This window comes from Aeromonas sp. 25-248 (genome assembly GCF_053005425.1).
This window is the reverse complement of record NZ_JBRKTB010000002.1, coordinates 55,492-81,286: the sequence shown is the minus strand read 5'-3', so window position 1 is coordinate 81,286 and position 25,795 is coordinate 55,492. Positions and strand designations below refer to the sequence as shown.

Here is a 25,795-nt window from a genome sequence, read left to right as displayed (position 1 = left end):
CAAGGTGAATGACGGCGCAGACAAGAAGAGGCGCTGGTTGGATCAGTGCCGGCCCCGCCCGCTGCTATTGTCCCCGGGGGACAGCCAAGGAGTCCCCCCTTGCCTCGACATAAGGAAGTACCATGAGCGCCCGTGAACTGACCCTGCAATTTCTCGCCGAACCCGCCGACGTCAACTTTGGCGGCAAAGTCCATGGCGGCATGGTGATGAAGTGGATTGACCAGGCCGGCTACGCCTGCGCCGCCGGCTGGTGTGGCGGCTATGCCGTCACCGTCTATGTGGGGGGCATCCGCTTCTTGCGCCCCATCCAGATAGGCCAGCTGGTGGAGGTGCACGCCAAGGTGATCCACACCGGCACCACCAGCATGCACCTGGCGGTGGATGTCTACAGCCGCCACCCCACCGACCCGGAGCGGCGCAAGACCACCCACTGCATCATCATCTTCGTGGCCATGGACGAGCATGGCAAACCCACTCCGGTGCCCCAGTGGCAGCCGGTGAGCGAGAGCGATCTGCAGTTGCAGCAGTACGCCAAAAAGCTGATGGCCCTGCGCGAGGAGCTGGACAAGGAGATGCGCCAGCACATGTGACCCGTCCCGCCCCGGGCAGCCGGGGCGTGTCTTCGCGCCGCCGGGCGCTATAATGGCGACCACCCTTGCCCTTGAGAACCCAAGATGTCCCTGGAAAATGCCCCCCCCGAGGTCCAGCTCGCGGTGGATCTGATCGAACTGCTGGAAACCAACCACATCGCCCCCGCGCTGGCCCTGGCGGCACTCGCCATCGTTCGCCGGGATTATGAGCGCAAGCTCGAGGAAGGTCGGGAGGCCTGAGCGCCCCCGCAGGAGGCACCATGTCAGCACCCATTCGCATCGAACAAGGCCGCGCCATGCTCCTCGGGGGGCTGCGCCGTCACCACCCCTTCGAGCAGGGGGACTTCGCCGGCCAGTGGCGCGACCTCAGCGCCCTGCTTCCCCTGCCGGGGCAGCTCGGTGAGCACGCCTATGGCGTCATCTGCGCCGCCACCGACACCCACTGCGAATACCTCTGCGGGGTGGAGGTCGCCGCCCTGGAGGTGCTGCCTCCCGGGCTTGGCCGCATGCGCATCGCCCCCCAGACCTACGCCATCTTCTTGCATCAGGGGCATGTCGCGACCCTGCCGCACACCTGGCGCCAGGCCCTGGCGTGGCTCGCGCAATCGGACTATCAATCTGCCCAGCAGCCGGATTTCGAGCGCTACGGCGCCCGCTTTGACGCCGCCACCGGCAGCGGCGAAGTGGAAATCTGGCTCGCCGTGGTGCCAAAACAGGCCCTGGCCTGACCCCTGACCGCCCGGGCTACCTCGGCCCCATCACCTCGTCACAGAGCGCGATCAGCGCCTCCCCCAGCCGGGCGAGGGGCTCGCTCGTGCCCGGCCCCTGGTGCAGGGCCAGCTCCACCGAGCGCACCGCAGGCCAGTGAGCCAGCACCACCTGATCCGGTTGCAGCAGGCGCGCCGGCAGCAGACTGACCCCGATCCCCGCGCTCACCGCCCCTTGCAGGCTGGCGAGACTGCCGCTCACGTAGGCGATGCGCCAGGGGATCCCCTCGGCATCCAGGGCGTCGGTCATCTGGCGCCGGTAGAGCCCCTCGCTTGGAAACACCACCAGAGGCAGGGGGTCGCGCCCGGCGGCGGGCCACTCCCGGCTGTCAACCCAGGCCAGGGGCTCGCGCCAGCGGGCGATGGGCTCTCCCTGGCCGCGCCCCTGCTTGATGAGGGCCAGATCCAGCTCTCCCCCTTCGAATGCCTGCCACAGGGCATGGCTGAGATCGCTTTGTACCTCCAGCCGCACTTGAGGGTGCGCGCGGGCGAAGGCGGCCAGCACCGGGGTCATGGCCCCCGCGGCAAAATCCTCCGGCACCCCGAGGCGCAGGGGGTGGCTCGCCTCGCTCACCCGCTCCCCCGCCCGGGCCAGCAGCCCCAGGATGCGGCGCGCCAGCCCGAGCAGGGTCTCCCCCTGGGCCGTGGTCACCACCTGGCGGCCGGATCGGTCGAGCAGGGTGCAGCCCAGCTGCTGCTCCAGGCGGCGCATCTGCTGGCTCAGGGTGGACTGGGTGAGGTGGATACGCTCGGCGGCGCGGGTAAAGCTGCCGGTTTCGACGATGGCGACGAAGCTCTGCAGCAATTGGGGGTCCAGCAGGGGGCGCTCCATGGGCAATCTCCATTTATAAAACCACTGGAAGTCATTTTATCATTTAATTTCCAAATGATGCGGCGACCCTCTAGGCTGCTGTCCTCCCCCTTTTTTGCCAGGATATGACCATGCCACCCCCTTCCCAGTCCGGTGCCCGCCTCCTCAACTCCCTCACCGCCGCCTCGGCCCCCAGCCATCAGGAGTGGCTGGAGCAGGCCCTGCACCTGGCCCTGACCCATCGCCAGCAAGGGGGGCGCCCCTTCGCCGCCCTGCTGGTGAGGGAGAACCGGCTGGTGGCGAGCGCCGTCAATCGCATGCTGGAGGCGGGGGACCCCACCCGTCACGCGGAGCTGGAAGCGCTGCGGGAAGGGAGTCGCCAGGGGCCGCTGGCCGGGGCCATCGTCTATGCCAGCGGGCACCCCTGCCCCATGTGTCTGTCGGCCCTGGTGATGAACGGCATCCAGGCGGTCTACTACGCCTTTGACAACGACGATGCCGTCCCCTTCGGCTATGACAGCCGCGCCGCCTACGCGGCCCTGCGACTGCCGCTGAGTCCGCCGCCCCTGCCCCTCATCAAGCTGGCGAGCCCCATCGCGGCCGAAACCCTCTACGGTCCCCTGCCCCATGCATAAGCGCCGCCTCCCCCCGGGCAGCGGCGCCTTGCTGGTGTTGGTGATCCTCATCGCCCTCAACCTGCGCCCCTTCCTCACCGCCATCGGCCCCCTGGCCCCTCGCATCGACGCGAGGCTGGCCCTCGGGGTAGATACCCTGGCCTGGGTCACCCTGCTGCCCCTCTGGCTTATCGGGGTCGGCGTGCTGCTCACCCCGGCGCTCCTGGGTCGCACGGGCCCGCGCCCCCTGCTCGGAGCGGCCCTGCTGTTGCTCGCCCTTGGCAGCGCCCTGCGCATCGATCTCGCGAGCGGCGCCCTGCTCATCGCCAGCGCCGCCCTGTGCGGGCTGGGCTCGGCCCTGGTGCAAGGGGTGCTGCCCGGCCTCATCAAGGAGGGGTTCGCCCAAAAGGTGCCCCTGGTGATGGGGATCTTCTCCGCCTGCATGATGGGGGGCGGGGCGCTCGGGGCCGTGCTCACCCCGCGCCTTGCCGAGTATCTGGACTGGTCTCGGGCGCTGGCGCTCTGGGGCCTGCCGGTGCTGCTGGCCCTCGGCTGGCTGGCCTGGCGGGTGCCCCTGCCTGCCCCGGCCAGCACGCCCGCCCCCACCGGGGAGCAGCGGCTGCTCCCCCTGCCCCGCACCTGGCTGCTCATCGCCTGCTTTGGCATCATCAACAGCGGCTACGGCATCGTCGTGGCCTGGCTGGCCCCGGCCTACATGGCGGCGGGCTGGAGCGCCCAGCAAGGGGGCGAGCTGGTGGCCTGGCTCGCCCTGGCCCAGACCGCGAGCGGCCTTGGCCTGCCTCTGCTGGCAGCCGGTCGGCTGGACCGCCGTCCCTGGATGGCGCTGGCCATCGCCATGCAGCTGGCGGGCTTTGGCGGCCTCTGGCTCGCTCCCCAGACCGCCCCCCTGCTCTGGTGTTTGCTGTGCGGCGCCGGGCTTGGGGGGAGCTTCTCCCTCATCATGGTGATTGCGCTGGATCACCTGCCCGACCCGCGCCGGGCGGGCGCCCTCTGCGCCCTGATGCAGGGGGTCGGCTTCATGGTGGCGGCTACCGGCCCCTGGGTGGCGGCCCGCCTGCACCATGCAAGCGGTGACTTCGCCGCCGCCTGGCAGTGGCAGCTCGGCGCCCTGGTCCTGATGAGCCTGCTGGTGGTGCGTCTCAACCCGCGCCACTACCCAGGGGCCATGGGCCTGCCCCCGGAGCAGGCCATGGCTGTGCAGACGGCAGGCCACAAGCCTGCCTGATCCGGCGAGCACCGGCCTTGGGGGCCAGAAAGAACAACACCGGCCTTGGCCGGTGTTGTTCATCAGGGTGCGGGAAGGCCTGGCGCTCAGCGCCCCTTCTTCTGGCGCCCGCCCTGCCCTGGCCGGGGTTTGCCCGGGGCGGGTTTGCCCCCCTTGCCGGGCGCGCTTTTACCTGCCCCCCCTTTGCTGGCAGCCCCTTTGCCCGCCCCGCCCTTGCCTGCGGGGCTCTTCTTCTCGAAGGCCTCGGGACCCGGCACATTGGGCCGCCCGCCAATCTCGTGATCGTCGCTGCGCCGCGGCTTCTTGCCCTGGGCCGGGGTGCCAGCCGCAGCCGCCTTGGGCTTGGCAACCTGAGCCCCCTTGGCCGGTTTGGCCTCGGAGGAGGAGTCCTCAATCAGCTTGAACAGCTCGATCAGCTCGTCGTCGGTGAGATCGCGCCACTCCCCCACCGGCAGCCCCTTGAGGCTGACGTTCATGATGCGGATGCGCTCGAGCTTGGTCACCTCGAAGCCGAAGTGCTCGCACATGCGGCGGATCTGGCGGTTCAGCCCCTGCACCAGGGTGATGCGAAACACGAAGGGGGCCTCTCGCTTCACCTTGCACTTCTTGGTGACGGTGCCGAGGATGGGCACCCCGGCCCCCATGCCCCGGACGAACTCGTCGGTCACCGGCTTGTCCACGGTCACCAGGTACTCTTTCTCGTGATCGTTGCCCGCCCGCAGGATCTTGTTCACCAGATCCCCGTGGTTGGTAAGGAAGATGAGCCCCTGGGAGTCCTTGTCCAGGCGCCCTATGGGGAAGATGCGGGTGCTGTGGTTGACGAAGTCGACGATGTTGTCCTTCTCCCCCGCCTCCGTGGTGCTGACGATGCCCACCGGCTTGTTGAGGGCGATGAAGACCAGGCTGTCGGCTTCGCGCGGCTCGATCACCTGACCGTTGACCTTGACCAGATCCCCGGCAAACACCTGATCTCCCACCCCGGCCCGCTTGCCGTTGATGAAGACGTTGCCCTGCTCGATGAAACGATCGGCCTCACGACGGGAGCAGATGCCGCTCTCGCTGATGTATTTGTTCAGGCGCATGGATTCATCGGCCAGCATGGGTCACCTCCCGGGTCGGGTGGGCCTTGAGAATGGCTGGCTGGATCAGCCGCGCTGTGGTCGGGTTCGTCTGCATACAACTCCATGAAATAAGGGCCTGCGCCCTGCATGTTCGGCAAAAAACGCCGCTACAGTAGCACATTGCACGCGCCCGCGCCCGGCCCCGTCGCACCCTGGCCGCCGGCTCACAGGGGGTGCTGCACCTGATGCAGCAGCAGGCCCCCCATTATCCAGCGTGCGGTGACGCCGCGGCCCTGATTGGGCTGCACCGCGCACTCCCCGCCTCTTTTCACTTCATGGTGCTCACTTCATGGGCCAGGCCCCCGCCGCCGAAGATAGGGTGCGGCCTTTGGCAGATAGCCAGATGATCTAACGCTTGATATTTATCCAGCAAAAATGCATAAAAAGATTTTGGTCATCGCGAATTATCTGCTCTGACCCGCCGACGACGGGAAATGACACCCCCATCGGGGCGCAACAACGGGCCCCTTGAGCCCCGCGAACCCTGAAGACGGGCATGAACCCCTCTCTGGCAGGACGCCACTTTCATCATTCACGACAGGAGTTAAAGATGAGTCATTCCCTCTCCCAGGAGGCCTTCCTGGCCCAGGTCGCCAGCCGCAACCCTCACCAGCCCGAGTTCATCCAGGCCGTGAGCGAGGTGATCGCCTCCATCTGGCCCTATGTGGAGCGCCACCCCCGCTACCTGCAACACGGCCTGCTGGAGCGACTGGTGGAACCCGAGCGCCTGGTGCAGTTTCGGGTAAGCTGGGTGGATGACCAGGGTCGGGTGCAGGTGAACCGCGGCTACCGGGTGCAGCACAGCTCCGCCATCGGTCCCTTCAAGGGCGGCATGCGCTTCCACCCCTCGGTGGATCTCTCGGTGCTGAAATTCCTCGCCTTCGAGCAGACCTTCAAGAACGCCCTCACCACCCTGCCCATGGGCGGTGGCAAGGGGGGCAGCGATTTCGATCCCAAGGGCAAGAGCGAAGGAGAAGTGATGCGCTTCTGCCAGGCCCTCATGCTGGAGCTCTATCGCCACCTGGGGGCCAACACCGACGTGCCGGCGGGCGACATCGGGGTGGGCGGGCGCGAGGTGAGCTACATGGCGGGCATGATGAAGAAGCTCACCAACAGCGCCGAGTGCGTCTTCACCGGCAAGGGACTCTCCTTTGGCGGCAGCCTCATTCGTCCGGAAGCCACCGGCTACGGCCTGCTCTACTTTGTCGAAGCCATGCTGGCCCATCGCGGCCAGTCCCTCGATGGCCTGCGGGTCTCGGTGTCGGGCTCGGGCAACGTGGCCCAATACGCCATCGAGAAGGCGATGGCCCTCGGCGCCCGCGTTATCACCGCCTCCGACTCCGGCGGCACCGTTTACGATCCCGAGGGCTTCACCCCCGAGAAGCTGGCCCGCCTGATGGAATTCAAGAACGAGCAGCGCAAGCGGGTGGCGGATTATGCCCATGAGCTCGGGCTCGAGTTTTTCAGCGGCCGCACCCCCTGGCACCTGGCGACAGATGTCGCCCTCCCCTGCGCCACCCAGAATGAGCTGGATGCCGAAGATGCGGTGCAGCTTATTGCCAACGGCGTGCAGCTGGTGGCGGAGGGAGCCAATATGCCCTCCAGCGCCGCCGCCATCCGTCTCTTCCACGAAGCAAAGGTGCTGTTCGCCCCGGGCAAGGCGGCCAACGCCGGCGGGGTTGCCACCTCGGGCCTCGAGATGAGCCAGAATGCCCAGCGCCTCTCCTGGACCCGGGAGGAGGTGGACGCCCGCCTCAAGGGGATCATGACCAGCATCCACGCCACCTGTGTCCGTTACGGTCAGGATGATGACCATGTGAACTACGAAAGCGGCGCCAATATTGCCGGCTTCGTCAAGGTGGCCGACGCCATGTTGGCGCAAGGGGTCTGCTAGTCACGCCATTTCCCGTGACATCCCCCAAAGCAACAGGGCAGCCCATGGCTGCCCTGTTGTGTTATCTGCATAGCTGTTGCTTTAACCTGGGCGACGCAGGTTGCATGCCCGATACCACTTCACGCTCGCTTCACCCAGCCATGACACCCTCCCCCCTCTTCCATACGCGAACGAGGAGAACGAGATGACAACGACCATAGGCGCCCTGCTGATCCTGGCCGGGCTCGGCTGCTTTGTGGCATTCAACCTGCTGGGCTCCACCCTCGATGCCCAGGGCTTCCTGCACGAGCCCTTCGCCCTGCTGCCCCTGGGCTATCTGCTGCTCTTCACCGGCATGGTGCTCACCGTGATCCCTCTGCTGCGCAAGGGGCGCACCAGGGAGCAGTGACACAAACCGCAAGGTGCCAGGAGCTCAGCAATAACGGCTGATCTCGATGAGGTTCCGATCCGGGTCCAGGCAATAGACCGATTCGATGGGGCCACAGGCACCGCTTTTCATCACAGGCCCCTCCACTATCTCGACCCCCTGGCTCGCCAGCTGGGCCATCACCTGATCCAGGGGCCAGCGGGTGATGAGGCAGAGATCCCCCGACCCCACCTGCGCCCGGTTGCGCGCCTCCTCCCCCAGCAACTGCAAATTGATCTTCTGGTTGCCAAAGCGCAGCGCCCGGCGGCCTGCCCCGAAGGTGATGGGCTCCATCTTGAAGGCGCCGCTGTAAAACGCCACCGCCCGCTCAATGTCGCTGACCGTCAATACCAGATGGTCGATATGGCTGATCATGGTCTCTCCCTGTGGTGGTGATTGCCGCACCATCATACCCACCCGCCTCAATAGAAACTGTGGCATGGTGCACAGGAGGGCTAACCACTTATTTTGACTAGGGAAATACCTTAACGCACGGCAGCACACGCCTTGTCACGCTGGGCCAGCAGGGTTTCGTCATCACTGCCCATGGCCGCCAGAATGGCCTGATTACAGGCCCGCTCCGCGAGCTTCCCCGGGCTCTGCTGGGCGTCGGCGATCTCCGCAATCATGGGGCGATAACCGACAGCCGCTGAGCAGTACATGGTGCGGTACTTGGGAAGCTGCCAACTGCTGTCGTCTTGTCGTGTCAGGTCATCGCACAGTTTGCCAAACAGTGCCTGCGCCTTGACCGTGCACTGACTGAAGCGCCGCACATCTTGCTCGTAGGGACGGCAGACACTTTGCTGTTTTATCTGCCAGAGCTGGAAAGAGAAGGGAACCTGCTCTCCCTCATAGGGCACTACCAGCGTTTTTAGCTCGGTGCCATAGATATCCGTCACCTGTTGCTGCACCAGATTGAGATAAGCCGAAAAAAGATAAGATATTGGATCCATCACCACCTCCCTGTGGTTCGCCTTCTCTATCTTCGCCGCCCATGGCTAGATAGATCTTCAAATGGGCAAAATTAGATAACACCTTACTGATTTAGCTAAAAAAAATGATACCCTGCCTACTCCCCCTATGCACAAGATTCAAGGTCAGTCACCATGCAGCAATGTGGTATTTATGAACAACTCATCACACAACTGTTGGCATCAAGACTAGATCGATCGCATTTCTACATCGGGGAACGACAACTGGAGTCTGCGGAGGCCGCAGTCTGGTTATCACGATTCCTAACTCGTGTGTTGGAATATGCTGTAGGCTCGGTCACTGGCGATGACCCATTACAACGGCAGATTGAGCTGGCTAACCAGTTATTGCTTTGGCTAAAAGATCGCATACAAGACCCAGACTTTATTGGCGAGAACCTTATCGACAGTCAGGGAAAAATTCTGACCGCGCTCTACCAGTTGGATAACCCCATCTCTGCCAATTTAAAACAATATGTTGACGATATTTCCCCTCTGACCGGTCTAACGCAAAGTGAGCTGTTCTGCGGCAGCAATGCGGGTTTGTCGATGGAGTCAGAGATTAAACGGGAGATATTATCGGCAGATAGCATCTGCTGGCTGGTCTCATTTATCAAGTGGGCAGGTATCCGTATTTTCCGTCATGAGCTGGAAGAGTTCACTCGCAGCGGCCGCCAATTAAAAGTAATTACTACCTCATATATGGGGGCGACCGACGCCAAGGCAGTTGAATTTTTAGCCAGCCTCCCAAATACCGAAATCAAACTCAGCTATAACACCCAGCGCGAGCGGTTGCATGCCAAGAGCTATCTCTTTTGCCGAAATACCGGTTTTCATACCGGCTATATAGGTTCCTCCAATCTCTCTCACTCTGCCCTCACCAGCGGCTTGGAGTGGAACCTAAAAATCACCTCGCAAGAGATCCCTCATATTATCGAGAAATCCCTGAGTACCTTTGAAACCTATTGGGAATCCGATGATTTTGAGCTGTTTGATGGCAAGCTCGAAAGCCGTACAAAATTGCAGCATGCACTGCAAGAGGCCCGTGGGGATGGGGACAGAAATAACCCTGCCTATTTCTTTGATATCACGCCGTTTCCCCATCAACTGGAGATCCTTGAACAATTGGCGATGGAGCGCGCTTTACACCAGCGCTTTCGTAACTTGGTGGTAGCGGCTACCGGTACAGGGAAAACTCTGATCTCCGCCTTTGATTTTGCGCGTTTTTTGAAAACCAAACCCGATGCCAAGTTTCTGTTTGTCGCCCACAAAGAGGAGATCTTGCGCCAAGCATTAGCCTCGTACCGCGGAGTGCTCAAGCAATCAAATTTTGGCGAACTCTTGGTCGGCGGCGCCGTGCCAACCCACTACCGTCAGCTGTTTGCCTCGGTGCAATCCTTGAATAACCAGCTGGCTAATTTACGTCTTAGTCAAGACTATTTCGATTACATCGTCATTGATGAGGTTCACCATATTGCGGCGGCCAGTTATCGCGGTCTGCTCGCCACCTTTGAACCTCAGATTCTGTTGGGATTAACCGCAACGCCAGAGCGCCATGATGGCGGTGATATTCTTGCCGACTTTTGTGGTGTCATCGCAGCAGAGATCCGCTTGCCCGAGGCCATCAATCGTCGCCATCTCTGTCCGTTCCAATATTTTGGTATCGATGATGATACTGACTTGCGCCAAGTGACTTGGAAAAATGGCCGTTATGACATCACTGAGCTCACCAATATCTATACCCACAATCAGCAGCGGGTACAGAAGATAGTCCAGAGCCTCAATGAGATCGTCACCGATATTACCAAGATCAAAGCACTGGCATTTTGTGTGAGCCGTGAACATGCCGACTTTATGTGCAAGGCATTTTTATTGAAGGGCATCAAGGCTGACATCCTCACTAGCGATAACCGAGACGAGCGACATAGTAAGCAACAAGATTTGCGTACCGGCGTTATCAATATTCTCTGCGTGGTGGACATCTTCAACGAAGGGGTTGATATCCCGGAAGTCGATACCTTGCTGTTTTTACGACCAACGGAAAGCCTCACCATCTTCTTGCAGCAATTGGGACGTGGCCTGCGGCTGGCGAGCGATAAAGAGTGCTGCACCGTATTGGACTTTGTTGGGAATGCCCGTGCGGAGTATGACTTTGCCCAGAAATTCCGGGCACTGGTGGGTAAAACCAATAAGGCGATCAGCCACGAGATCAAACAGGGCTTCCCTCACGCCCCCTTGGGCTGCCGCATCGAGCTCTCAAAACAGACCCAAGAGTTAATTCTGAGCAATATCAAAAAGGCGACTCTCAATACCTCGCGCCTCATGGGCCTGATCCGCCGTTTCTCACAGGATTGCGATTTACCGCTGACACTGGCGAATTTTCTGAAGTTCAACCCTCATATCAGCCTTGAGGAGATCTACAAGCGCGGCAATTGGAGCGCCTTGGTCAAACAGGCCCACAACCATACCATTTCTGAAATGAGTGATGAGAAGCTGTCGACCCTCTACACCCGGGCCATCAAAACCCGGCTATTGGGCTGCGATGCGCTCCATTACTTGAACTTCTTACAAACCTTGGTGGAAAGCGCCTTTACCTTAACGGCTGAGCACGATGAGCGGATGGCCTTGATGTGCCATTACGACTTCTGGCAACAAAGCGGCCCCAACGCAGGCTTTAGCTCCTTGGCGCACAGCCTGAAACAACTCAATCAACCAGAGTTGAGGGCCGAGCTTGCAGATCTGTTGGCCATGCTGATCAACCGGGTGCAACACGAGCAACTGGCCATGCCTGACCTTCCCGGCAATCCACTGCAACTGCATGCCCGTTATGCCAGAGAGCAGGTACTGGTTGGCTTTGGCGCGACCACCTTCGCGCAGCAACCCACGGCTCGCGAAGGGGTCTATGTCATCGCAGAGCAAAATATCGAGTTGCTGTTCGTGACCTTGAACAAAACGGAGCAGCACTTCTCCCCCACCACCCGTTATCACGACTACGCCATTAATGAGTCACTGTTCCATTGGCAGAGCCAAAACAGCGCTCGCCCAGAGCGAGGTAAGGGGCTGAGTTACATAAACCACAGGGCAGAGGGTAAGCGCGTGTTTCTGTTCGTTCGTGAGCAGAGCAAAGATGAATTTGGCCGCACCCTTGGCTTTGTGAACTTCGGTGAGGTGGAGTACATCTCCCACAGCGGTAGCCAACCGATGAACATTAAATGGCGTCTCACTACTCCGATGCCGCCTTTTATGTGGAAAGAAGCGGCCAAATTGGCAGTTGGCTGAGCGACCCATCACAACAAGGCCCACCCACGGCGGGCCACCTTCGTGTGGTCAGCAGGCAATCCGTTCTATGCGACCGCCACTGAGTTTGAAGAAGGCATCCTGCGGCAGCTCCTGCAGCCAGGTGGTGGTGTAGTCCAGATCCACATAGGCGCCGCGCAGCATGGCGCCAAAGAGACCGTGAGAAACCACGATGGCCTGCTCGGCAATGTACTCGTCCTCAAGCCATTGCCGGGCCCGGCGCTGAATGCTCTCAAAACTCTCGCCATGGGGGGCCCGCAGATACCAGTCCGGCTCCTCCAGATCCAGCTCGGGGTGGGCCGCCAGCAGCTCGGGCACCCGGCGACTCTCCCACTCCCCCATCCCCAGCTCCACCAGCCGCTCGTCCCAGATGATGCGCTCCTGGTCCAAGCCAAGCTGCTGACACACCCGCTCCGCCGTCTGCCGTGCCCGGCCGAGGGGGCTGGCGTAGATCGTCCAGTCGGTGGGCTCGGCCAGGAGCTTGGCCAGACGGGCCCCCATGGCGAGGGCCTGGGCTTCGCCCCTGGGGGTCAGCTCGGAGTTGCAACGCCCCTGCAACCGCAATTCGGCGTTGTAACGGGTCTGGCCATGGCGCAGCAAATAGAGGGTTCGAGACATGGTTTCTCCAGCAGAGTCAACGAGATAAGAAAACAGGGGGAAGATGATAACAGATGTACCGGGTCAACCAAGACCCGGAGGATGCAGGCTTGTGCTGACTCCTTGAGCGCATGGCCTGCGGCTATCGTGAAAGGACGACAGGGGCTACGCGCCTTTATCGCACAGGCGCCTTGTGCGCATACCACACGCCTTCGCCACGAGCCCGCCAGCGCCGTGGCAAGCGCCCCATGCCCCCCTATCTTGTTGTTCAGACGGGATAAAATGGGGATGTGCCGGTTTATCGGTCACAGGATGGCGGCCAATGCCAGAAAAGACAGAGTTTTTGCTCTGATCCGGGGGCCATTTTGGTACGTATCTCTGGCTCATGACAGGGACGCCTGGTGTACAATCTGCCACCCGATTTCCCCTGACCCGGCCCAGGCTCAGGCCATGATGTACCCCAGAGTAAATGAACGTGACCCCAACCCACCCCATGCTCGACAGTTATTACAGCCAGGATCTGGTGTTCTTCTCCATCCTGGTGGCGGTGCTCGCCTCCTACACGGCGCTGACCATGACCAGCCGGGTGAGCCAGAGCCGGGGACGGGCCGCCGTGCTCTGGCTAGCGGGGGGAGCCTTCGCCATGGGGCTCGGCATCTGGTCCATGCATTTTATCGGCATGCTCGCCTTCAACCTGCCCATCGCGCTGGGATACGATCTGACCCTCACCGGTCTCTCCCTGGTGGCGGCCATCGGCTCCTCGGCCTTTGCGCTCTGGCTGGTGAGTCGTCCCCAGCTCCCCTGGCACCAGATCCTGTTCGGGGCCGTGCTGATGGGGGCCGGCATTGCCACCATGCACTACATCGGCATGGCGGCCATGAAAATAGAGCCCGGCATCCACTACCTCCCTGGGCTCTTCATCCTCTCCATCCTCATCGCGATATTCGCCTCGGGTGCCGCACTCTGGATAGCGTTTCGCCTGCGCAACAGCTCGCCCCGCGCCTTCTTCAGCAAGGCCTTCGCCTCCCTGGTGATGGGGGCAGCCATCATCGGCATGCACTACACCGGCATGGCGGCGGCCCAGTTCCCCGCAGAGAGCCTGTGCGGGGCCCTCTACACCGGTCTCAATACCCAGTGGCTGGCAACCGTGGTCATCATAGTGACCCTGGCGGTGTTCGCCATCGCCTTCGTGCTCTCCATGCTGGATGCCCACGCCGCCAGGCTCTCCACCTCCCTGCATCAGGCCCACGACGAGCTGCTCAAGCTGGCGCTCCATGACAGCCTGACCCGGCTGCCGAACCGGCTGCTGTTTGCCGACCGCCTGGAGCAGCGCATCCAGGAGTGCCAGCACAGCCAGCGCAGCTTCTCCCTGCTGTTTCTCGATCTCGACGGCTTCAAGATCATCAACGATGCCCACGGCCACCACACCGGGGATCTGCTGCTGGCCGAGGTGGCCCAGCGCATCACCGGGCTGCTCGGAGCCAGCGACACCGCCTCGCGCTTTGGCGGGGACGAGTTCGTGCTGGCCCTGGCGCCGGGGGATGTGAGCCAGACCACGGCCTTCGCCGAGCGGCTGCTGGCCACCCTGGCCCAGCCCTATGAGTGGGAGCACCACAGCCTGCACATCACCGCCAGCATCGGCATTGCCGTCTATCCCCAGGATGGCACCAGCCTGCACGAGCTGACCCTCAACGCCGATGCCGCCATGTATTACGCCAAGGAGCAGGGGCGCAACGACTACTACTACTTCGACAGCGCCATGAACGCCAACGCCCACCAGCAGTTCCTGCTGCACAAGGAGTTGCAACACGCCCTGGAGCGGGGGGAGCTGGCCCTGCACTACCAGCCCAAATACTGTGCCCGCAGCGGCCAGGTGGTCGGCGCCGAGGCCCTGCTGCGCTGGCAGCACCCGGAGCATGGTGCCGTCTCGCCGGCCAGCTTCCTGCCGCTGGCGGAGAAGAGCAGGCTCATCATCCCCATCGGCAACTGGGTCATCGACGAGGCGTGCCGACAGATGAGCGCCTGGCGGGCGGCGGGTCATCACGACTGGAGCGTGGCGGTCAATCTCTCCACCATCCAGCTCGCCAGCCCCGGGTTGCTGGAGGAGGTGCAGGGTGCCCTCGCCCGCCATCGGCTCGAGGCCCGTCACCTGACCCTGGAGATCACCGAATCCACCGCCATGCAGAAGGCCGAGGAGAGCCTCGCCATCCTCAACCGTCTGGCCGAGCTCGGCCTTGGCATCTCCATCGACGACTTCGGCACCGGCTACTCCAGCCTGCTCTACCTCAAGCGCTTCCCCGCCAACGAGCTCAAGATTGACCGGGGCTTTGTCACTACCCTGGAACGGGGGGGCGATGATGCCACCATCATCGCCGCCATCATCGCCCTGGGTCAGGCCCTGGAGATGCGCATCGTGGCAGAGGGAGTGGAAACCCCGGAGCAGCGCGACCTGCTGACCGAGCTGGGCTGCGACACCTTGCAGGGCTACCTGCTCGGGCGCCCCATGACCGGGGAGCAACTGCTTGTCCACTGCGCTCCGGAGACTCCCCAACAGGTGCTGGAAGGTGTGCTTGCCTGACAAGCTGGTGGGGCGCTGCGCCCGTGTCGCCAGGGTCATCACCAGCCCGATTGCGTCCCTTCACGACTCAAGGTAGTCTGCTGCAAGACTCGAATGCTACTTTATCTTGCCGGGCGCATCGAGCGCCCCATGGCAGATCACCCGTTCAGAGGAGCCACATCCATGGCCAGATACCAGTTCTTCAGCGTCCCCGCCTCCCGCCGTCAGCAATATACCTATGTCGACATGGCCTCCCCCACCTTCCTCACGGAGAAGGAGGCGCTGCTGACGCAAGGGTTCGAGGTGGAAGAGGATTTCATCGACGCGGCCACTCCCCGCGAGGCGGTGGAGAAGTACAGATCCGGCTTTCTCTACGTGGCGGACGAGATAGGCAAGTCAGACGAGACCTATGCGGCGGCAACGGCCTTGCTGGAGATGGGCAAGAAGATCCTGGGCCGCAAGGCGGGCTGAACAAGGCGGGCCGCCGGGACGATACCCCCGATGGCCCGCAGGCAGTCAGCGTTGGGGGTGCTGGCGGAGCATCTCCACCAGCTCCTCTTCACTGCCGGGTTCATGGGCAAGCTGCAGGCTGGGGGCGGCGCCCCCCATCAGCATATAAACGTGAGTGCTGCAGTGATCGTAGTGATACCACTTACCGTCGATACAGACGTCGGTATAGCATCTCGGGTCCCTCTTGAGTTCCATACGCACATCCTTATGTGTCATTCACCAACCTCACCCTTGACCGTAAAATAAGGGACCTAAGTCCCCCTTGACCTGGATCAAGGGAGGTGGCAGGCAGTAGCCGGATCTGGCCGGGGCCGGATGCCCCCAGCCCGGGTGACCTAGCCCGCCAACCGGCCCCAGCCAGGCAACAGCACAACAAAAACGGCGCCCGAAGGCGCCGTTTTTCATGTCCGTCATTTGACCGACGGGGAACAAGCCGCTGGCTTATTCGTCTTCCAGGTAGGCGTAGCCTTGCAGACCCAGCTCCAGCTCGTCGAGCAGGGCCTTGCGGGTCTCTTCGTCTAGCGCCGGGTGGGAGACGATGCGCTGGTAGTTCTCGCGGATCACGGACGGGTCGATGTTGACGTAACGCAGCAGCTGGTCGACGGTGTCGCCACGCACCACGTTGCGGATGTCCATCTTGCCTTCTTCATCCAGCCACACTTCCGCGCAGTGGGTGTCACCAAACAGGTTGTGCAGATCCCCCAGGATCTCCTGATAGGCACCCACCAGGAAGAAGCCGACGTGGCACTCTTCGCCTTCACCGTAGACCGGCATCGGCAGGGTGCTCTCTACCCCCAGACCGTCGACGTAGTGCTCCACCTGACCATCGGAGTCACAGGTGATGTCCATCAGGATACCGCGGCGGGTGAGCGGACGATCAAGACCGGCCAGCGGCATCACCGGGAACACCTGACCAATACCCCAGGCATCCGGCAGGGACTGGAACAGGGAGAAGTTGGCAAAGCACTTGTCCGCCAGTTTCTCGGAGAGCTCGTCGGCCAGGGCGCGGTGGTTGCGGTTGACCGGGTTGAGCAGCTCCTTGAGCGCCAGACAGGTGTTCTGGTGCAGCATCTCGGCCCAGGCGCGCTGCTCCAGGTTCAAGAGGCCCATGGTGTACTGGGCGTTAACGTCACCGAGATCCGCCACGGAGTCGTGGAAGATCTCCAGCAGGGAGGGATCTTCCCCGCGCAGGTCCAGCCAGCCTTTCCACATGTTCTGCAAGATGGTGGGCGCGTCTTCGTCCGGGGCGCTGATGTCGTTCACCTCCACCCCTTCGGCACCAATGATGTTGGTGACCAGCACGGCGTGGTGTGCAGTCAGGGCACGGCCGGACTCGCTGATGATGGTCGGGTGCGGCAGGTCGAACTCGCGGCACACATCGCCGATGCCCCAGACCACGTTGTTGGCGTACTCGGAGAGGCTGTAGTTCGCGGAGCAGTGGCTCTGGGAACGGGTGCCCTCGTAGTCCACACCCAGGCCGCCGCCCACGTCCACCACCTCGACCTTGGCGCCAAGACGGCACAGCTCGGCGTAGAAGCGGCCGCACTCGCGGATGCCGCCCTGGATGTCGCGGATGTTGGCGATCTGGGAGCCCAGGTGGAAGTGCAGCAGTTGCAGGCAGTCCAGCTTGCCGAGGCTGCGCAGACGCTCCACCAGCGCCAGGATCTGGGAGGCGGAGAGACCGAACTTGGACATGGAACCGCCGCTCGATTCCCACATGCCGGAGCCGGTGGACGCCAGACGGGCGCGCACCCCGATGTTGGGCTTGATGTTGAGACGAGCTGACTCGTCCAGCACCATTTCCAGCTCGGAGGGCTTCTCCACCACGATGTAGACCTTGTGGCCCATCAGGTTGCCCAGGAGGGCGTGGCGGATGTATTCGCGGTCCTTGTAACCGTTGCAGACGATCACGGACCCTTGCTCATGATGATGGGACAGCACGGCCAGCAACTCGGGCTTGGAGCCCGCTTCCAGCCCAAGCCTCGGCTTGTCGCTGTAGGACTGACTGATGGTCTCGATGACGCGGCGCTGCTGGTTTACCTTGATCGGGTAAACGCACAAGTAATCCCCTTCATAGCCTGACTTTTCGATGGCCTGACCGAAGGCGTTGAACAGCGCATCGACCCGGCTCTTGAGGATGTCGGGGAAACGCAGCAACACCGGCGTGGTCAGCCCGGACTGGCGCAGTTGCTCGATGGCCTCGGACAGCACGATCTGAGCCTCGGGGCGAGACTTGTCGGGAGAGACGGTCACATGACCGGCGTCATTGATATTGAAAAAACCCGCACCCCAGTAGGGAACGTTGTAGACCTTCAAGGAGTCCTTGCTGGACCAGTTAGTCATGGGCTATGCCTCGCAAATGAGCGGCCGTGGGCCGCCTTCGTTACCCTCAATCACATCCAGACCATTGATTGCAAAATGCGGCAAGCCAGAGCGGCCTGCTGACGTTGGACCCGCAACGGAGCATGCTCCGCCACATCCTGTTCATTGCACATCGCGGCAAGCCAAGGCTGCCTGGTGGATCTTGGGAAGTAACGAGTCTTGATGTGGGGCTGGTGGCTTTACATCAAGCTCAACGGTATGCGGTAACACCTTGCCGGCGTACCGCGGTACTTTGATGACAATCGGCATCAGCCACGCCGTTTGTTCATCATTCGGCAGCCATCCCGACGGACAGGAGAGGGTTTCAAGGAAGAGAAGGGAAGACGTCAGCACGCATCGTGTTGATGGACGACAACCACTACGACCCGCTCAACGCCAGTGACCGCCCATGACAAGGGAGATGATGAGCCCGAAGCCCACTCGGTCAGCTGAAAGATGAGAGTCCGTTGTTCTCCCTGATACCGGAGCCTAACCGGTATTAAAGAAACCATTCCCCAGCAGTGTCTGTCGTTTCTGCGTGCCTCGCCCTATAGGCGTCATGATCCTGCGGGTCTGGCGGACACGGCCTGCGCAGGGTTGCCCTTGGATCGGCGCGGAGTGTACACACTTACCGCAGCCAGTGACAATAAAAAATCGTGTTAAAAAACGGGTTTTCATCGGGGGGCAAAATCTCGCTGCCAGCAAGGCGGGCTCTGGGATGGCGGGGGATGGGAGTGCGTGGGCGAGGCGATGAAAATAACCAACACATCACGCTTTTTGGATCACCCCTTGCCAGCGCTGGGCCGAGGGGAAATTCAGCTTTTTCGCAATTGCTTAACCAGTTTTCATTTTGGAATTTTTATGCAAACTGCCGAGCAATGATCCCCGCCCCTCCCCTTCGATGGCCCTCCTCTCCCCCACAAAGTCATCAAAAACTGCGCTGACGCAATAAGCGGCGCCGCCTTCTTGGCCACAATGACTCCTCTTTCGTGACCCGAGGCTTGCCCATGAACACCCTGCTTTCGCGCTTTCTCCACTACCTCACCTTTCATACCCGTTCCGATGCGACCAATCCTGACTGCCCCAGCAGCGAGGGACAGCGCCTCTTCGCCCGGGCCCTGTGCGACGAAATGACGCAGATGGGGCTAAGCCAGGTCACCCTGGACGAGCATGGCTACCTCACCGCCTGCCTGCCGGGCAACCAGCCGGATGCCCCCGCCATCGGGCTCATCGCCCACATGGACACCGCCGATTACGAGGCCGAATGCGTCGTTCCCCAGATAGTCGAGAACTATCAGGGGGGCGATATCTGCCTTGGCAAGGGAGACGAGGTGCTGGCCATCCGCCAGTACCGCTTCCTGAAAAACTACCTGGGGCAGGATCTCATCACCACCGACGGCACTACTCTGCTGGGGGCCGACGACAAGGCGGGCATCGCTGAGATCCTCACCGCCGTGGAATACCTGCAGGCTCACCCCGAGATCCCCCGTGGCGATGTCTGGGTCGGCTTTACCCCGGACGAGGAGATAGGGCGCGGTGCCGACCGCTTCCCGCTGGACCGCTTCCCGGCCAAGTGGGCCTACACGGTGGATGGTGGCGAACTCGGCGAGCTCGAATGCGAGAACTTCAACGCCGCCAGCGCCACGGTGCGCATCACAGGCAACAACGTCCACCCCGGCACCGCCAAGGGCAGCATGATCAACAGCCAGACCCTGGCCGCCCGCTTCCATGCCGCCATGCCCGCCGAGCAGACCCCGGAGTGCACCCAGGGGTATGAGGGCTTCTTCCACCTGGCCCGGATGGAGGGTACGGTGGAGGAGACCACCCTGCACTACCTTATCCGCGACTTCGACGATGACTGCTTCGCCGCCCGCAAGGCCCAGCTCAAGGAGCGGGTCGCCTCCCTGCAACTGGACGCCCCCAAGGCGCGCATCACCCTGGAAATAGTGGACAACTACCGCAACATGCGCAGCCAGATAGCGCCCCATCCCCACATCGTCGAGCTGGCCAAAGCCGCCATGGAGGCCGCCGACGTGGTGCCCAAGATCAAACCCATTCGCGGCGGCACCGACGGCGCCCGGCTCTCCTTCATGGGGCTGCCCTGCCCGAACCTGTTCACCGGCGGCCACAACTTCCACGGCAAGCACGAGTTCATCCCCCTGCAATCCATGGAAAAAGCGGTCGCCACCCTGGTGGCGCTGGTGCGCCTCACCTCTGCCTGGCGGGCAGAGTAAGGGGGCAAGGACGGGGCTCGCCCCGTCATCAAACCGTCACCCAACCGACACACGAAAGGCACGCAGGGGCGTCAAGCTGGGGCAAAGTTCAGCGGAGCCTTGCCCATGTTCGACGTCGATACCCTGTTGGGGCAGCACCTGCCCCGCCTCGCCAGCCAGCCCCTCCTCCGTCCCCTGATGAGGCAGGGGCTGAGCTGGTTGCTGCATGAAGAGGCCTTCACCCGCTTTGCCGCGCGCCATCCCCACCTGCGCGGTCTGGACTTCGTCGAGCAGGCCCTCACCGAGCTCCACTTCGACTACCGGGTGAGCGAGGCCGAGCTCGAGCATATTCCCGCCAGCGGCCGGGTCATTCTTGTCGCCAACCACCCCATCGGCTCCCTGGACGGGCTGGCCCTGCTGCGCCTCATCGGGCGCATCCGCCCCGACGTCAAGATAGTGGCCAACCAGGTGCTGGCCCAGCTCGCGCCGCTGCGCCCTTTGCTGCTGCCGGTGGACAACCTGGGGGGCAAGACCGACAGGCAGGCCATCCTCGCCATGAATGAACACCTCGCCGCCGACGGGGCCCTGGTTATCTTCCCCGCAGGCGAGGTCTCCCGCCTCGGCCCCAAGGGGGTGAAGGATGGCCCCTGGCAGGCCGGCTTCATCAAGCTGGCCCAGCGCAGCCGAACGCCCCTGGTGCCCATTCACCTGGGAGGGCGCAACAGCCTCTGGTTCTATCTCGCCTCCTGGCTCAACAAGCCCGCCTCCGCCCTGCTGCTGGTGCGCCAGCTGTTTCGCCAGCAGGGGCAGACGCTGCCGGTGACCATAGGGGCGCGCATTCCCCTCGCCAGTTTTCAGGAGCTGCCGGCCAAGACGGCGGCCCGGCTGGTGCGCGGCCACCTCTACCGAATCGCTCGGGGCAAGGCGGGACGGTTGCAGACCGAGGCCCCCATCGCCCTGCCGGAGGATCGCCGCCTGCTGAAACAGGCCATCGACGGGTGCGAGCTGCTCGGCCAGACCCCGGACGGTCAGCGCATCCTGCTCTATCGTCGCCACGAGCAGAGCCACTCGGTGATCCTGCGTGAGCTGGGGCGCCTGCGGGAGATCGCCTTTCGGGCGGTGGGGGAAGGCTCGGGCAAGCGGCGGGATCTCGATGCCTTCGACGATGACTATCACCACCTCATCCTCTGGGATCCCGCCCGCCTCGACATCATCGGCGCCTATCGTTTTGCCCCGGTGGCCGAACGGCTGGCCAGCAAGGGACTGGATGGCCTCTACAGCCACACCCTGTTCGGCTTCGAAGAGAAGCTGCTGCCCCGGCTGGAACAGGCCATCGAGCTTGGCCGCAGTTTCATCCAGCCCGCCTACTGGGGCAAGCGGGGGCTCGATTACCTCTGGTTCGGCATCGGGGCCTATCTGGCCCGCTATCCCCAATACCGCTACCTGTTCGGGCCAGTCACCCTCTCCGGCAGCCTGCCGCCGGCGGCCAAGGATCTGCTGGTGAGCTTCTATCGCCAGCACTTCGCCCCCGCCCTTGCCCTCGCCCCTTCCCGCCGCCCCTATCCCGCCACGCCGACGCTGTTCGAGGGGCGCGATTACGGGGACGACCTCAAGGTGCTCAAGGCCGGGCTCGACAACCTGGGCTGTGCCATTCCCACCCTCTACAAGCAGTACGCCGAGCTGTGCGAGCCGGGGGGCGTGCAGTTCATGGACTTTGGCATCGACCCGGACTTCAACCACTGCATCGACGGCCTGGTGTGGGTGGACGTGAGCCGCATCAAGCCCCACAAGCGGGCCCGCTATATCGGCCTCCCCCCCGGGGAAGCGCTGGCCACCTCTGGCGACCGTTGACCGGGCGCTGCAACGAAAGAGGGAGGCCTGCGCCTCCCTCTTTCACATCATGGGTGATGCCGCCTACTCGGCTGCGGGTTTGCGATCCGCATGGCCGAGATCCCGCTCCGGGGCGATGACATCCCGCACCCGCTGCTTGATCTCCTTGGCCTCGGGGAAGCCCTCGTCGGCCACCCTGTCCCACACCAGCACCCCGTCCACCAGGATGCGAAACTCCCCCTTGCTGGCGGGCACCAGGGCCACCTCGCCCAGTTCGCCGTCGAAGGTGGAGAGCAGCTCCTGGGCGAGCCAGGCGGCCCGCAGCATCCAGCGGCAGAGGGTGCAGTAACGGATTTCGATGCGCGGTTTCGCAAGGGGCAAATGGGTATCTGTCATGGGGTGACTCCGTGAAAATCGGTCAACCAGTGGCGAGCGATACGCTGCATGGTGGCCTGGGGCAGTTCGTGAAGGCCCGGGGTGGATGCCTGATGGGCCAGTTGGTGCACCCCTTCGATGATCTCCGCCAGCACGAGGTAGACATATTCGCCGATGACGGCGCCGTGGACGAAGTTGACCGCCTCCCCCCGGTTGAGCAAAAAGATGGTGCTGCCGTCCGGCCGGGTCAGGGCCAGCACATGGGGACACACCTCCTCGCTCGGCCAGGGCAGCTGGGCGAGGCTGAAGGCAAATTCGTCGTCGGCGGAGGTGACCGAGGCCAGCATGGCGCCGGGGCGCAGGGCCTGCAGATCGGTGATGTCGAGGGAGCCGTTGCCGGTGGAGCAGATCACCAGCTCGGCGCGGCCCAGGGCCTCGGCCTTGTTCACCAGCTTGAAGCCGTGGGAGAGCGCTTCCACCTGGCGCAGGGCATCCGTCTCCACCAGTTCCAGATGCAGGTTGCGACAGCGCAGTTCCCGGGCGATGCTGCGCCCCACCTTGCCATAGCCGAACAGGGCGGCCTGGCAGACGTTGAAGGTACGCCTCAGAGTACGTGCGAGAGACTCCGCGGAGTAGACCACGCTCAGGCCGATCTGGATATCTTCCGCCTGCTTGAGGGGGCTGCGGGCCACCGAGATGACGGGGGCCGCCAGGGACTCCTGTTCGTAGCGCTGATGGCCGTTCTCGGTCATCTCCACCACCCCGATGAAGCGTGCGCCAAAGTGCTCGGCCAGTACCGCCTGGCTCTTGGCGAAGTAGCCGCCGATGTCGAGGATGATGAGCCGCTCGTGAGACATCACCAGGGGGGCAATCTGGGCGATCACCTCACCGGGATCCGAGGTCCAGTGGCGATTGAGGGGCAGCACGGGGTAGTGCTGCTGAGCCCAGGTCAGGGTCGGACCATGCACGGACTTGGGTTTGGGCAGGATGGCACCGACCCGGCCCACCCGATCGAGCACCTGGATGAAGTCGGGTCTGTCGGGAAGCAGGTGGGTCACCAGCAGGATGCAGAGATCCCCAAGACATCCCTGTTCGGTGAAATGGCGAAAAAACAGATGCTCAGATCCCTGACTGCGCAACTGTGGCCTCCTTAGCGTGCCGCGTGAAAGCAGGCAAACAGAACCCGGCATAGCCGGGTTCTGTGTGTATCCAGATAATTGAAAATCCTTTTTATCCGAAAGCACCATGGGTCTCAATCTTTATCTGTCCAGACTTTGACAAGCCCATCAATTTCTAAGGTAATAGCCTGTTTTTCATGCAGAAATCAGTAAAGTGACGCCTCTGGCCATACCCACCACAGACTCACTCCGGCACCGACGGCCGCCACCAGGATCAAGACCCCCCAGCGAGAGAGTCCCGGGCGCCCGTGCAGGGCACGTTCCAGCAGCGGCAACAGCCAGACCGGCAGCAGCACCAGCAGGGGCACTTCCACGTACTGCCAGGCGAGCATCTGCACGAAGGCGAGTGAAAGCCCCAGTGCAGCCGGGGTCACCTTGACCCCTGCAAAGGCGCCGAGCAGGGCACGGAATCCGGCAAACGCGGCCAGGGCCCCCGTCAGCTGGGCGATGAGCAGGCTGCCATCGATGCCGATGACCAGCGCCAGCCAGATGAAGGCCAGGGCGAAGCCGAGCCCCTCCTCGCTGTCACCGCGCCAGCTCGTCCAGCCAGACCAGAGGATGGCGGGCAGCAGGGCCAGCCAGATCCCGGGCTCGCTCGCCAGCACGGAGGCCAGCCCCTGCCACCACACCAGGGCGCCCAGCCCCCCGAACAGCGCGAGGGCGATCCCCTTGTTGGAACCCTGGGTCAGGGCGGGCACCAGCAGGGTCAGCGGCAGCCACTGCCACGCCTTGACTGGCAGGCCATAGGCACCGCCCAGCAGGCAACCCACCAGCCAGATCCCCAGGGCGCCCCACAGATAGCCCAGCCGCGGCCAGCGCCACGACAGCAAAGCGGCCCCTAAAGGAGCCGCCAGGGTTTGAAGCAGGAGTGCTGCGCCCATTACTTGCGCACGCCTTCAACGAACAGGTTGATGGTCATCTCGTCAGGGATGTTCGGCACCATGTAGTTCACGCCGAACTCGCTGCGCTTGATGGTGGTGGTGGCGTTGAAGCCGCTGCGGTAGCCGCCCCAGGGATCCTTGCCTTCGCCGATGTGGACCAGGTCGAAGGCCACGTCCTTGGAGACGCCGTGCAGGGTCAGGGTGCCCTTGAGTACGCCTTTGTCCTTGGTGCCTTCATAGCCGGTGCTGACGAAGGTCATCTTGGGGTACTGCTTCACGTCCAGGAAGTCGGGGCTGCGCAGGTGCTTGTCGCGGGCCTCGTGGTTGGAATCCACGCTGGCGGCATCGATTTCGAAGCTCGCCTTGGCCGCCGCCGGGTTGGCGTCGTCCATGCTGAAGGTGCCACTGAAGGTGTTGAACCGGCCGACCAGTTCGGAGAAGCCGAGGTGGCCCACCTTGAACTGGACTGTGGTGTGCGCTGCATCGACATCGTAATCGGCAGCCATCAGGGGAGCCGCCATAAACAGGCAAGAGGCCAGCAGGGCCTTGGTCATTTTCATTCCGATCGTTCCTTCATTGGGGGTTCACAACGGTGTCCAAAATGCTAACCTCCTATCGAGAATAGATAATCATCGATTTATTAAAATAATTATCAACCGAGAGTGGAATATGGATCAGATAGCCGCCATGCGCACCTTCATCAAGGTGGTGGAGTGCCAGAGCTTCACCAAGGCCGCCCATCAGCTCGGGATCTCGGTCGCCATGACCTCCAAGCTGATGCAGCAGCTCGAGGAGTCCCTCTCCACCCGGCTGCTGTCGCGCACCACCCGCCAGGTCAATCCCACCGAGGCGGGCCAGTTCTACTACCAGCGCTCCCTGGCCCTGCTGGCGGAGCTGGAAGAGACCCACAGCCAGCTCACCCACAACAACCAGCAGCCCCAGGGCACCCTCAAGCTCTCGGTGCCCATGGATTTCGGCTACCTGCACCTCTCCCCCGCCCTGCCCCTGTTTCGCGAGCGCTACCCGGACTTGAAGCTCGAGATTGAGTACAGCGACCGGCGGGTGGCCCTGGTGGAGGAGGGGTTCGATCTGGCCCTGCGCATCGGCAACCTGCCGGACTCCTCCCTGGTGGCCAAGCCGCTCGCCATGATGAAGATGGTGGTGTGCGCCAGCCCCGACTACCTGGCCCGCCGGGGCAGGCCGAAGACCCCGGAGGATCTCAAGCAGCACGACTGCCTCATCTACACCCTGACCCAGCCGGACTGGGTCTTCAAACGGGATGGGGAGGAGCACAGCATCCGCCCCCAGGGGCCCCTTCGCGCCAACAACGGGGTGGCCCTGACCCGGGCCGCCTGCGACCACCAGGGCATCATCTTGCAGCCCACCTTCATCGTGGGGGATGCGCTGCGCTCGGGGGCGCTGGTCCCCTTGTTGCTGGAGTGGGAGAAGGGGCAGGTGGGGCTCTATGCCCTCTATCCGCACCGCCGTTTCGTGTCGGCCAAGGTGCGCTGCTTCATCGAATTCGTGCAGGAGCGCTACCTGGCGCCCCACTACTGGGACAGGGAGACCTGAGCCC

At 62.9% G+C, this 25,795-nt stretch carries 24 protein-coding genes; 13 read left to right on the top strand and 11 right to left on the bottom strand.

The genetic code is table 11. The features are described 5' to 3' along the window. Nucleotides 1–122: 122 nt before the first annotated feature. The 3 genes from ACVDHI_RS03770 to ACVDHI_RS03760 all read left to right on the top strand — a co-directional run bounded on the left by ACVDHI_RS03770 (nucleotide 123) and on the right by ACVDHI_RS03760 (nucleotide 1,318). On the top strand, nucleotides 123–590 hold the full coding sequence (locus ACVDHI_RS03770; protein ID WP_010674201.1) for an acyl-CoA thioesterase: 468 nt from the start codon (nucleotides 123–125) through the stop codon (nucleotides 588–590). An 84-nt stretch (nucleotides 591–674) separates the two neighbouring features. Further along, nucleotides 675–830 carry a pleiotropic regulatory protein RsmS gene (gene rsmS, locus ACVDHI_RS03765; protein WP_010674200.1) on the top strand — a complete coding sequence of 52 codons (156 nt, stop codon included), beginning with the start codon at nucleotides 675–677 and terminating at the stop codon, nucleotides 828–830. A 20-nt stretch (nucleotides 831–850) separates the two neighbouring features. Further along, nucleotides 851–1,318 carry a GyrI-like domain-containing protein gene (locus ACVDHI_RS03760; protein WP_039038603.1) on the top strand — a complete coding sequence of 156 codons (468 nt, stop codon included), beginning with the start codon at nucleotides 851–853 and terminating at the stop codon, nucleotides 1,316–1,318. A gap of 16 nt (nucleotides 1,319–1,334) precedes the next feature. Here the strand turns inward: ACVDHI_RS03760 and ACVDHI_RS03755 are convergent, their stop codons facing one another. Then, nucleotides 1,335–2,177 carry a LysR family transcriptional regulator gene (locus tag ACVDHI_RS03755; protein WP_029314296.1) on the bottom strand — a complete coding sequence of 281 codons (843 nt, stop codon included), beginning with the start codon at nucleotides 2,175–2,177 and terminating at the stop codon, nucleotides 1,335–1,337. 116 nt (nucleotides 2,178–2,293) lie between these two features. On the opposite strand from ACVDHI_RS03755, the gene ACVDHI_RS03750 reads away from it, so the two are divergent. After that, nucleotides 2,294–2,803, top strand: coding sequence for a nucleoside deaminase (locus ACVDHI_RS03750; protein WP_447211710.1), 510 nt, complete (start codon nucleotides 2,294–2,296; stop codon nucleotides 2,801–2,803). Further along, entirely contained in the window at nucleotides 2,796–4,028 is a 1,233-nt protein-coding gene (locus ACVDHI_RS03745) for an MFS transporter (protein ID WP_447211709.1), read from the top strand. Before ACVDHI_RS03750 ends, ACVDHI_RS03745 begins: the two co-directional genes overlap by 8 nt. 86 nt (nucleotides 4,029–4,114) lie before the next feature. Here the strand turns inward: ACVDHI_RS03745 and rluF are convergent, their stop codons facing one another. After that, nucleotides 4,115–5,128, bottom strand: coding sequence for a 23S rRNA pseudouridine(2604) synthase RluF (gene rluF, locus ACVDHI_RS03740; RefSeq protein ID WP_447211708.1), 1,014 nt, complete (start codon nucleotides 5,126–5,128; stop codon nucleotides 4,115–4,117). 571 nt (nucleotides 5,129–5,699) lie between these two features. On the opposite strand from rluF, the gene gdhA reads away from it, so the two are divergent. Both gdhA and ACVDHI_RS03730 read left to right on the top strand, forming a co-directional pair. Beyond that, a complete protein-coding gene (gdhA, locus tag ACVDHI_RS03735) occupies nucleotides 5,700–7,043 on the top strand; it encodes an NADP-specific glutamate dehydrogenase (protein ID WP_447211707.1) in 1,344 nt (447 codons plus the stop codon). 184 nt (nucleotides 7,044–7,227) lie between these two features. Next, nucleotides 7,228–7,431, top strand: coding sequence for a DUF3955 domain-containing protein (locus tag ACVDHI_RS03730; protein ID WP_319887548.1), 204 nt, complete (start codon nucleotides 7,228–7,230; stop codon nucleotides 7,429–7,431). Between the two features lie 24 nt (nucleotides 7,432–7,455). On the opposite strand, the gene ACVDHI_RS03725 is transcribed toward ACVDHI_RS03730, so the two are convergent. Next, a complete protein-coding gene (locus ACVDHI_RS03725) occupies nucleotides 7,456–7,824 on the bottom strand; it encodes a VOC family protein (protein WP_042017439.1) in 369 nt (122 codons plus the stop codon). Nucleotides 7,825–7,934: 110 nt separating this feature from the next. Continuing rightward, nucleotides 7,935–8,402, bottom strand: coding sequence for a hypothetical protein (locus ACVDHI_RS03720; RefSeq protein ID WP_268451949.1), 468 nt, complete (start codon nucleotides 8,400–8,402; stop codon nucleotides 7,935–7,937). A 153-nt stretch (nucleotides 8,403–8,555) separates the two neighbouring features. Here ACVDHI_RS03720 and ACVDHI_RS03715 point away from each other — a divergent pair, with 153 nt between their 5' ends. Beyond that, nucleotides 8,556–11,699: a DUF3427 domain-containing protein gene (locus ACVDHI_RS03715; RefSeq protein ID WP_447211706.1), complete on the top strand. Its 3,144-nt coding sequence runs from the start codon at nucleotides 8,556–8,558 to the stop codon at nucleotides 11,697–11,699. 48 nt (nucleotides 11,700–11,747) lie between these two features. Here the strand turns inward: ACVDHI_RS03715 and ACVDHI_RS03710 are convergent, their stop codons facing one another. After that, the gene (locus ACVDHI_RS03710) at nucleotides 11,748–12,335 is read right to left on the bottom strand and encodes a histidine phosphatase family protein (RefSeq protein WP_039038865.1); all 588 of its coding nucleotides are present in this window, start codon (nucleotides 12,333–12,335) and stop codon (nucleotides 11,748–11,750) included. Between the two features lie 448 nt (nucleotides 12,336–12,783). Here ACVDHI_RS03710 and ACVDHI_RS03705 point away from each other — a divergent pair, with 448 nt between their 5' ends. Both ACVDHI_RS03705 and ACVDHI_RS03700 read left to right on the top strand, forming a co-directional pair. Further along, a complete protein-coding gene (locus ACVDHI_RS03705; protein WP_232090070.1) occupies nucleotides 12,784–14,892 on the top strand; it encodes a putative bifunctional diguanylate cyclase/phosphodiesterase in 2,109 nt (702 codons plus the stop codon). Nucleotides 14,893–15,054: 162 nt separating this feature from the next. Beyond that, nucleotides 15,055–15,342 carry a hypothetical protein gene (locus ACVDHI_RS03700; RefSeq protein WP_042882535.1) on the top strand — a complete coding sequence of 96 codons (288 nt, stop codon included), beginning with the start codon at nucleotides 15,055–15,057 and terminating at the stop codon, nucleotides 15,340–15,342. Nucleotides 15,343–15,387: 45 nt separating this feature from the next. On the opposite strand, the gene ACVDHI_RS03695 is transcribed toward ACVDHI_RS03700, so the two are convergent. Both ACVDHI_RS03695 and speA read right to left on the bottom strand, forming a co-directional pair. After that, complete coding sequence (locus ACVDHI_RS03695) at nucleotides 15,388–15,576, bottom strand: hypothetical protein (protein WP_010674183.1); 189 nt, start codon at nucleotides 15,574–15,576, stop codon at nucleotides 15,388–15,390. Between the two features lie 246 nt (nucleotides 15,577–15,822). Continuing rightward, nucleotides 15,823–17,724, bottom strand: coding sequence for a biosynthetic arginine decarboxylase (gene speA / locus ACVDHI_RS03690; protein ID WP_183148704.1), 1,902 nt, complete (start codon nucleotides 17,722–17,724; stop codon nucleotides 15,823–15,825). Nucleotides 17,725–18,749: 1,025 nt separating this feature from the next. Between speA and pepT the strand changes: the two genes are divergently transcribed. Both pepT and ACVDHI_RS03680 read left to right on the top strand, forming a co-directional pair. Further along, entirely contained in the window at nucleotides 18,750–19,976 is a 1,227-nt protein-coding gene (gene pepT / locus ACVDHI_RS03685) for a peptidase T (protein ID WP_270671902.1), read from the top strand. A gap of 105 nt (nucleotides 19,977–20,081) precedes the next feature. Beyond that, nucleotides 20,082–21,806 (top strand): lysophospholipid acyltransferase family protein, encoded by a 1,725-nt coding sequence (locus ACVDHI_RS03680; RefSeq protein WP_447211705.1) that lies wholly within the window; start codon nucleotides 20,082–20,084, stop codon nucleotides 21,804–21,806. A gap of 63 nt (nucleotides 21,807–21,869) precedes the next feature. Here ACVDHI_RS03680 and ACVDHI_RS03675 read toward each other — a convergent pair whose 3' ends face one another. The 4 genes from ACVDHI_RS03675 to ACVDHI_RS03660 form a co-directional block, all read right to left on the bottom strand. Next, complete coding sequence (locus tag ACVDHI_RS03675; RefSeq protein ID WP_010674179.1) at nucleotides 21,870–22,181, bottom strand: SelT/SelW/SelH family protein; 312 nt, start codon at nucleotides 22,179–22,181, stop codon at nucleotides 21,870–21,872. Beyond that, nucleotides 22,178–23,299, bottom strand: a complete 1,122-nt coding sequence (locus ACVDHI_RS03670) for an adenosylhomocysteinase (RefSeq protein ID WP_039038859.1) — start codon at nucleotides 23,297–23,299, stop codon at nucleotides 22,178–22,180. The genes ACVDHI_RS03675 and ACVDHI_RS03670 overlap by 4 nt, the downstream gene beginning before the upstream one ends. 185 nt (nucleotides 23,300–23,484) lie before the next feature. Next, entirely contained in the window at nucleotides 23,485–24,219 is a 735-nt protein-coding gene (locus ACVDHI_RS03665) for a hypothetical protein (protein ID WP_201900818.1), read from the bottom strand. After that, on the bottom strand, nucleotides 24,219–24,779 hold the full coding sequence (locus ACVDHI_RS03660) for a YceI family protein (RefSeq protein WP_010674176.1): 561 nt from the start codon (nucleotides 24,777–24,779) through the stop codon (nucleotides 24,219–24,221). Before ACVDHI_RS03660 ends, ACVDHI_RS03665 begins: the two co-directional genes overlap by 1 nt. A gap of 109 nt (nucleotides 24,780–24,888) precedes the next feature. Here ACVDHI_RS03660 and ACVDHI_RS03655 point away from each other — a divergent pair, with 109 nt between their 5' ends. Beyond that, nucleotides 24,889–25,791, top strand: a complete 903-nt coding sequence (locus ACVDHI_RS03655; RefSeq protein ID WP_039038856.1) for a LysR family transcriptional regulator — start codon at nucleotides 24,889–24,891, stop codon at nucleotides 25,789–25,791. Nucleotides 25,792–25,795 lie beyond the last annotated feature (4 nt).

What these genes read in the sequence shown, in the direction of transcription:
- ACVDHI_RS03720 (WP_268451949.1), bottom strand. Translation starts at nt 8,402, where the DNA reads ATGGATCCAATATCTTATCTTTTTTCGGCTTATCTCAATCTGGTGCAG.
- ACVDHI_RS03725 (WP_042017439.1), bottom strand. Translation starts at nt 7,824, where the DNA reads ATGATCAGCCATATCGACCATCTGGTATTGACGGTCAGCGACATTGAG.
- ACVDHI_RS03750 (WP_447211710.1), top strand. Translation starts at nt 2,294, where the DNA reads ATGACCATGCCACCCCCTTCCCAGTCCGGTGCCCGCCTCCTCAACTCC.
- ACVDHI_RS03700 (WP_042882535.1), top strand. Translation starts at nt 15,055, where the DNA reads ATGGCCAGATACCAGTTCTTCAGCGTCCCCGCCTCCCGCCGTCAGCAA.
- ACVDHI_RS03680 (WP_447211705.1), top strand. Translation starts at nt 20,082, where the DNA reads ATGTTCGACGTCGATACCCTGTTGGGGCAGCACCTGCCCCGCCTCGCC.
- rsmS (WP_010674200.1), top strand. Translation starts at nt 675, where the DNA reads ATGTCCCTGGAAAATGCCCCCCCCGAGGTCCAGCTCGCGGTGGATCTG.
- ACVDHI_RS03710 (WP_039038865.1), bottom strand. Translation starts at nt 12,335, where the DNA reads ATGTCTCGAACCCTCTATTTGCTGCGCCATGGCCAGACCCGTTACAAC.
- ACVDHI_RS03760 (WP_039038603.1), top strand. Translation starts at nt 851, where the DNA reads ATGTCAGCACCCATTCGCATCGAACAAGGCCGCGCCATGCTCCTCGGG.
- ACVDHI_RS03705 (WP_232090070.1), top strand. Translation starts at nt 12,784, where the DNA reads ATGAACGTGACCCCAACCCACCCCATGCTCGACAGTTATTACAGCCAG.
- ACVDHI_RS03770 (WP_010674201.1), top strand. Translation starts at nt 123, where the DNA reads ATGAGCGCCCGTGAACTGACCCTGCAATTTCTCGCCGAACCCGCCGAC.
- ACVDHI_RS03715 (WP_447211706.1), top strand. Translation starts at nt 8,556, where the DNA reads ATGCAGCAATGTGGTATTTATGAACAACTCATCACACAACTGTTGGCA.
- ACVDHI_RS03665 (WP_201900818.1), bottom strand. Translation starts at nt 24,219, where the DNA reads ATGGGCGCAGCACTCCTGCTTCAAACCCTGGCGGCTCCTTTAGGGGCC.
- ACVDHI_RS03695 (WP_010674183.1), bottom strand. Translation starts at nt 15,576, where the DNA reads ATGGAACTCAAGAGGGACCCGAGATGCTATACCGACGTCTGTATCGAC.
- gdhA (WP_447211707.1), top strand. Translation starts at nt 5,700, where the DNA reads ATGAGTCATTCCCTCTCCCAGGAGGCCTTCCTGGCCCAGGTCGCCAGC.
- ACVDHI_RS03730 (WP_319887548.1), top strand. Translation starts at nt 7,228, where the DNA reads ATGACAACGACCATAGGCGCCCTGCTGATCCTGGCCGGGCTCGGCTGC.
- ACVDHI_RS03660 (WP_010674176.1), bottom strand. Translation starts at nt 24,779, where the DNA reads ATGAAAATGACCAAGGCCCTGCTGGCCTCTTGCCTGTTTATGGCGGCT.
- pepT (WP_270671902.1), top strand. Translation starts at nt 18,750, where the DNA reads ATGAACACCCTGCTTTCGCGCTTTCTCCACTACCTCACCTTTCATACC.
- ACVDHI_RS03745 (WP_447211709.1), top strand. Translation starts at nt 2,796, where the DNA reads ATGCATAAGCGCCGCCTCCCCCCGGGCAGCGGCGCCTTGCTGGTGTTG.
- rluF (WP_447211708.1), bottom strand. Translation starts at nt 5,128, where the DNA reads ATGCTGGCCGATGAATCCATGCGCCTGAACAAATACATCAGCGAGAGC.
- ACVDHI_RS03675 (WP_010674179.1), bottom strand. Translation starts at nt 22,181, where the DNA reads ATGACAGATACCCATTTGCCCCTTGCGAAACCGCGCATCGAAATCCGT.
- speA (WP_183148704.1), bottom strand. Translation starts at nt 17,724, where the DNA reads ATGACTAACTGGTCCAGCAAGGACTCCTTGAAGGTCTACAACGTTCCC.
- ACVDHI_RS03655 (WP_039038856.1), top strand. Translation starts at nt 24,889, where the DNA reads ATGGATCAGATAGCCGCCATGCGCACCTTCATCAAGGTGGTGGAGTGC.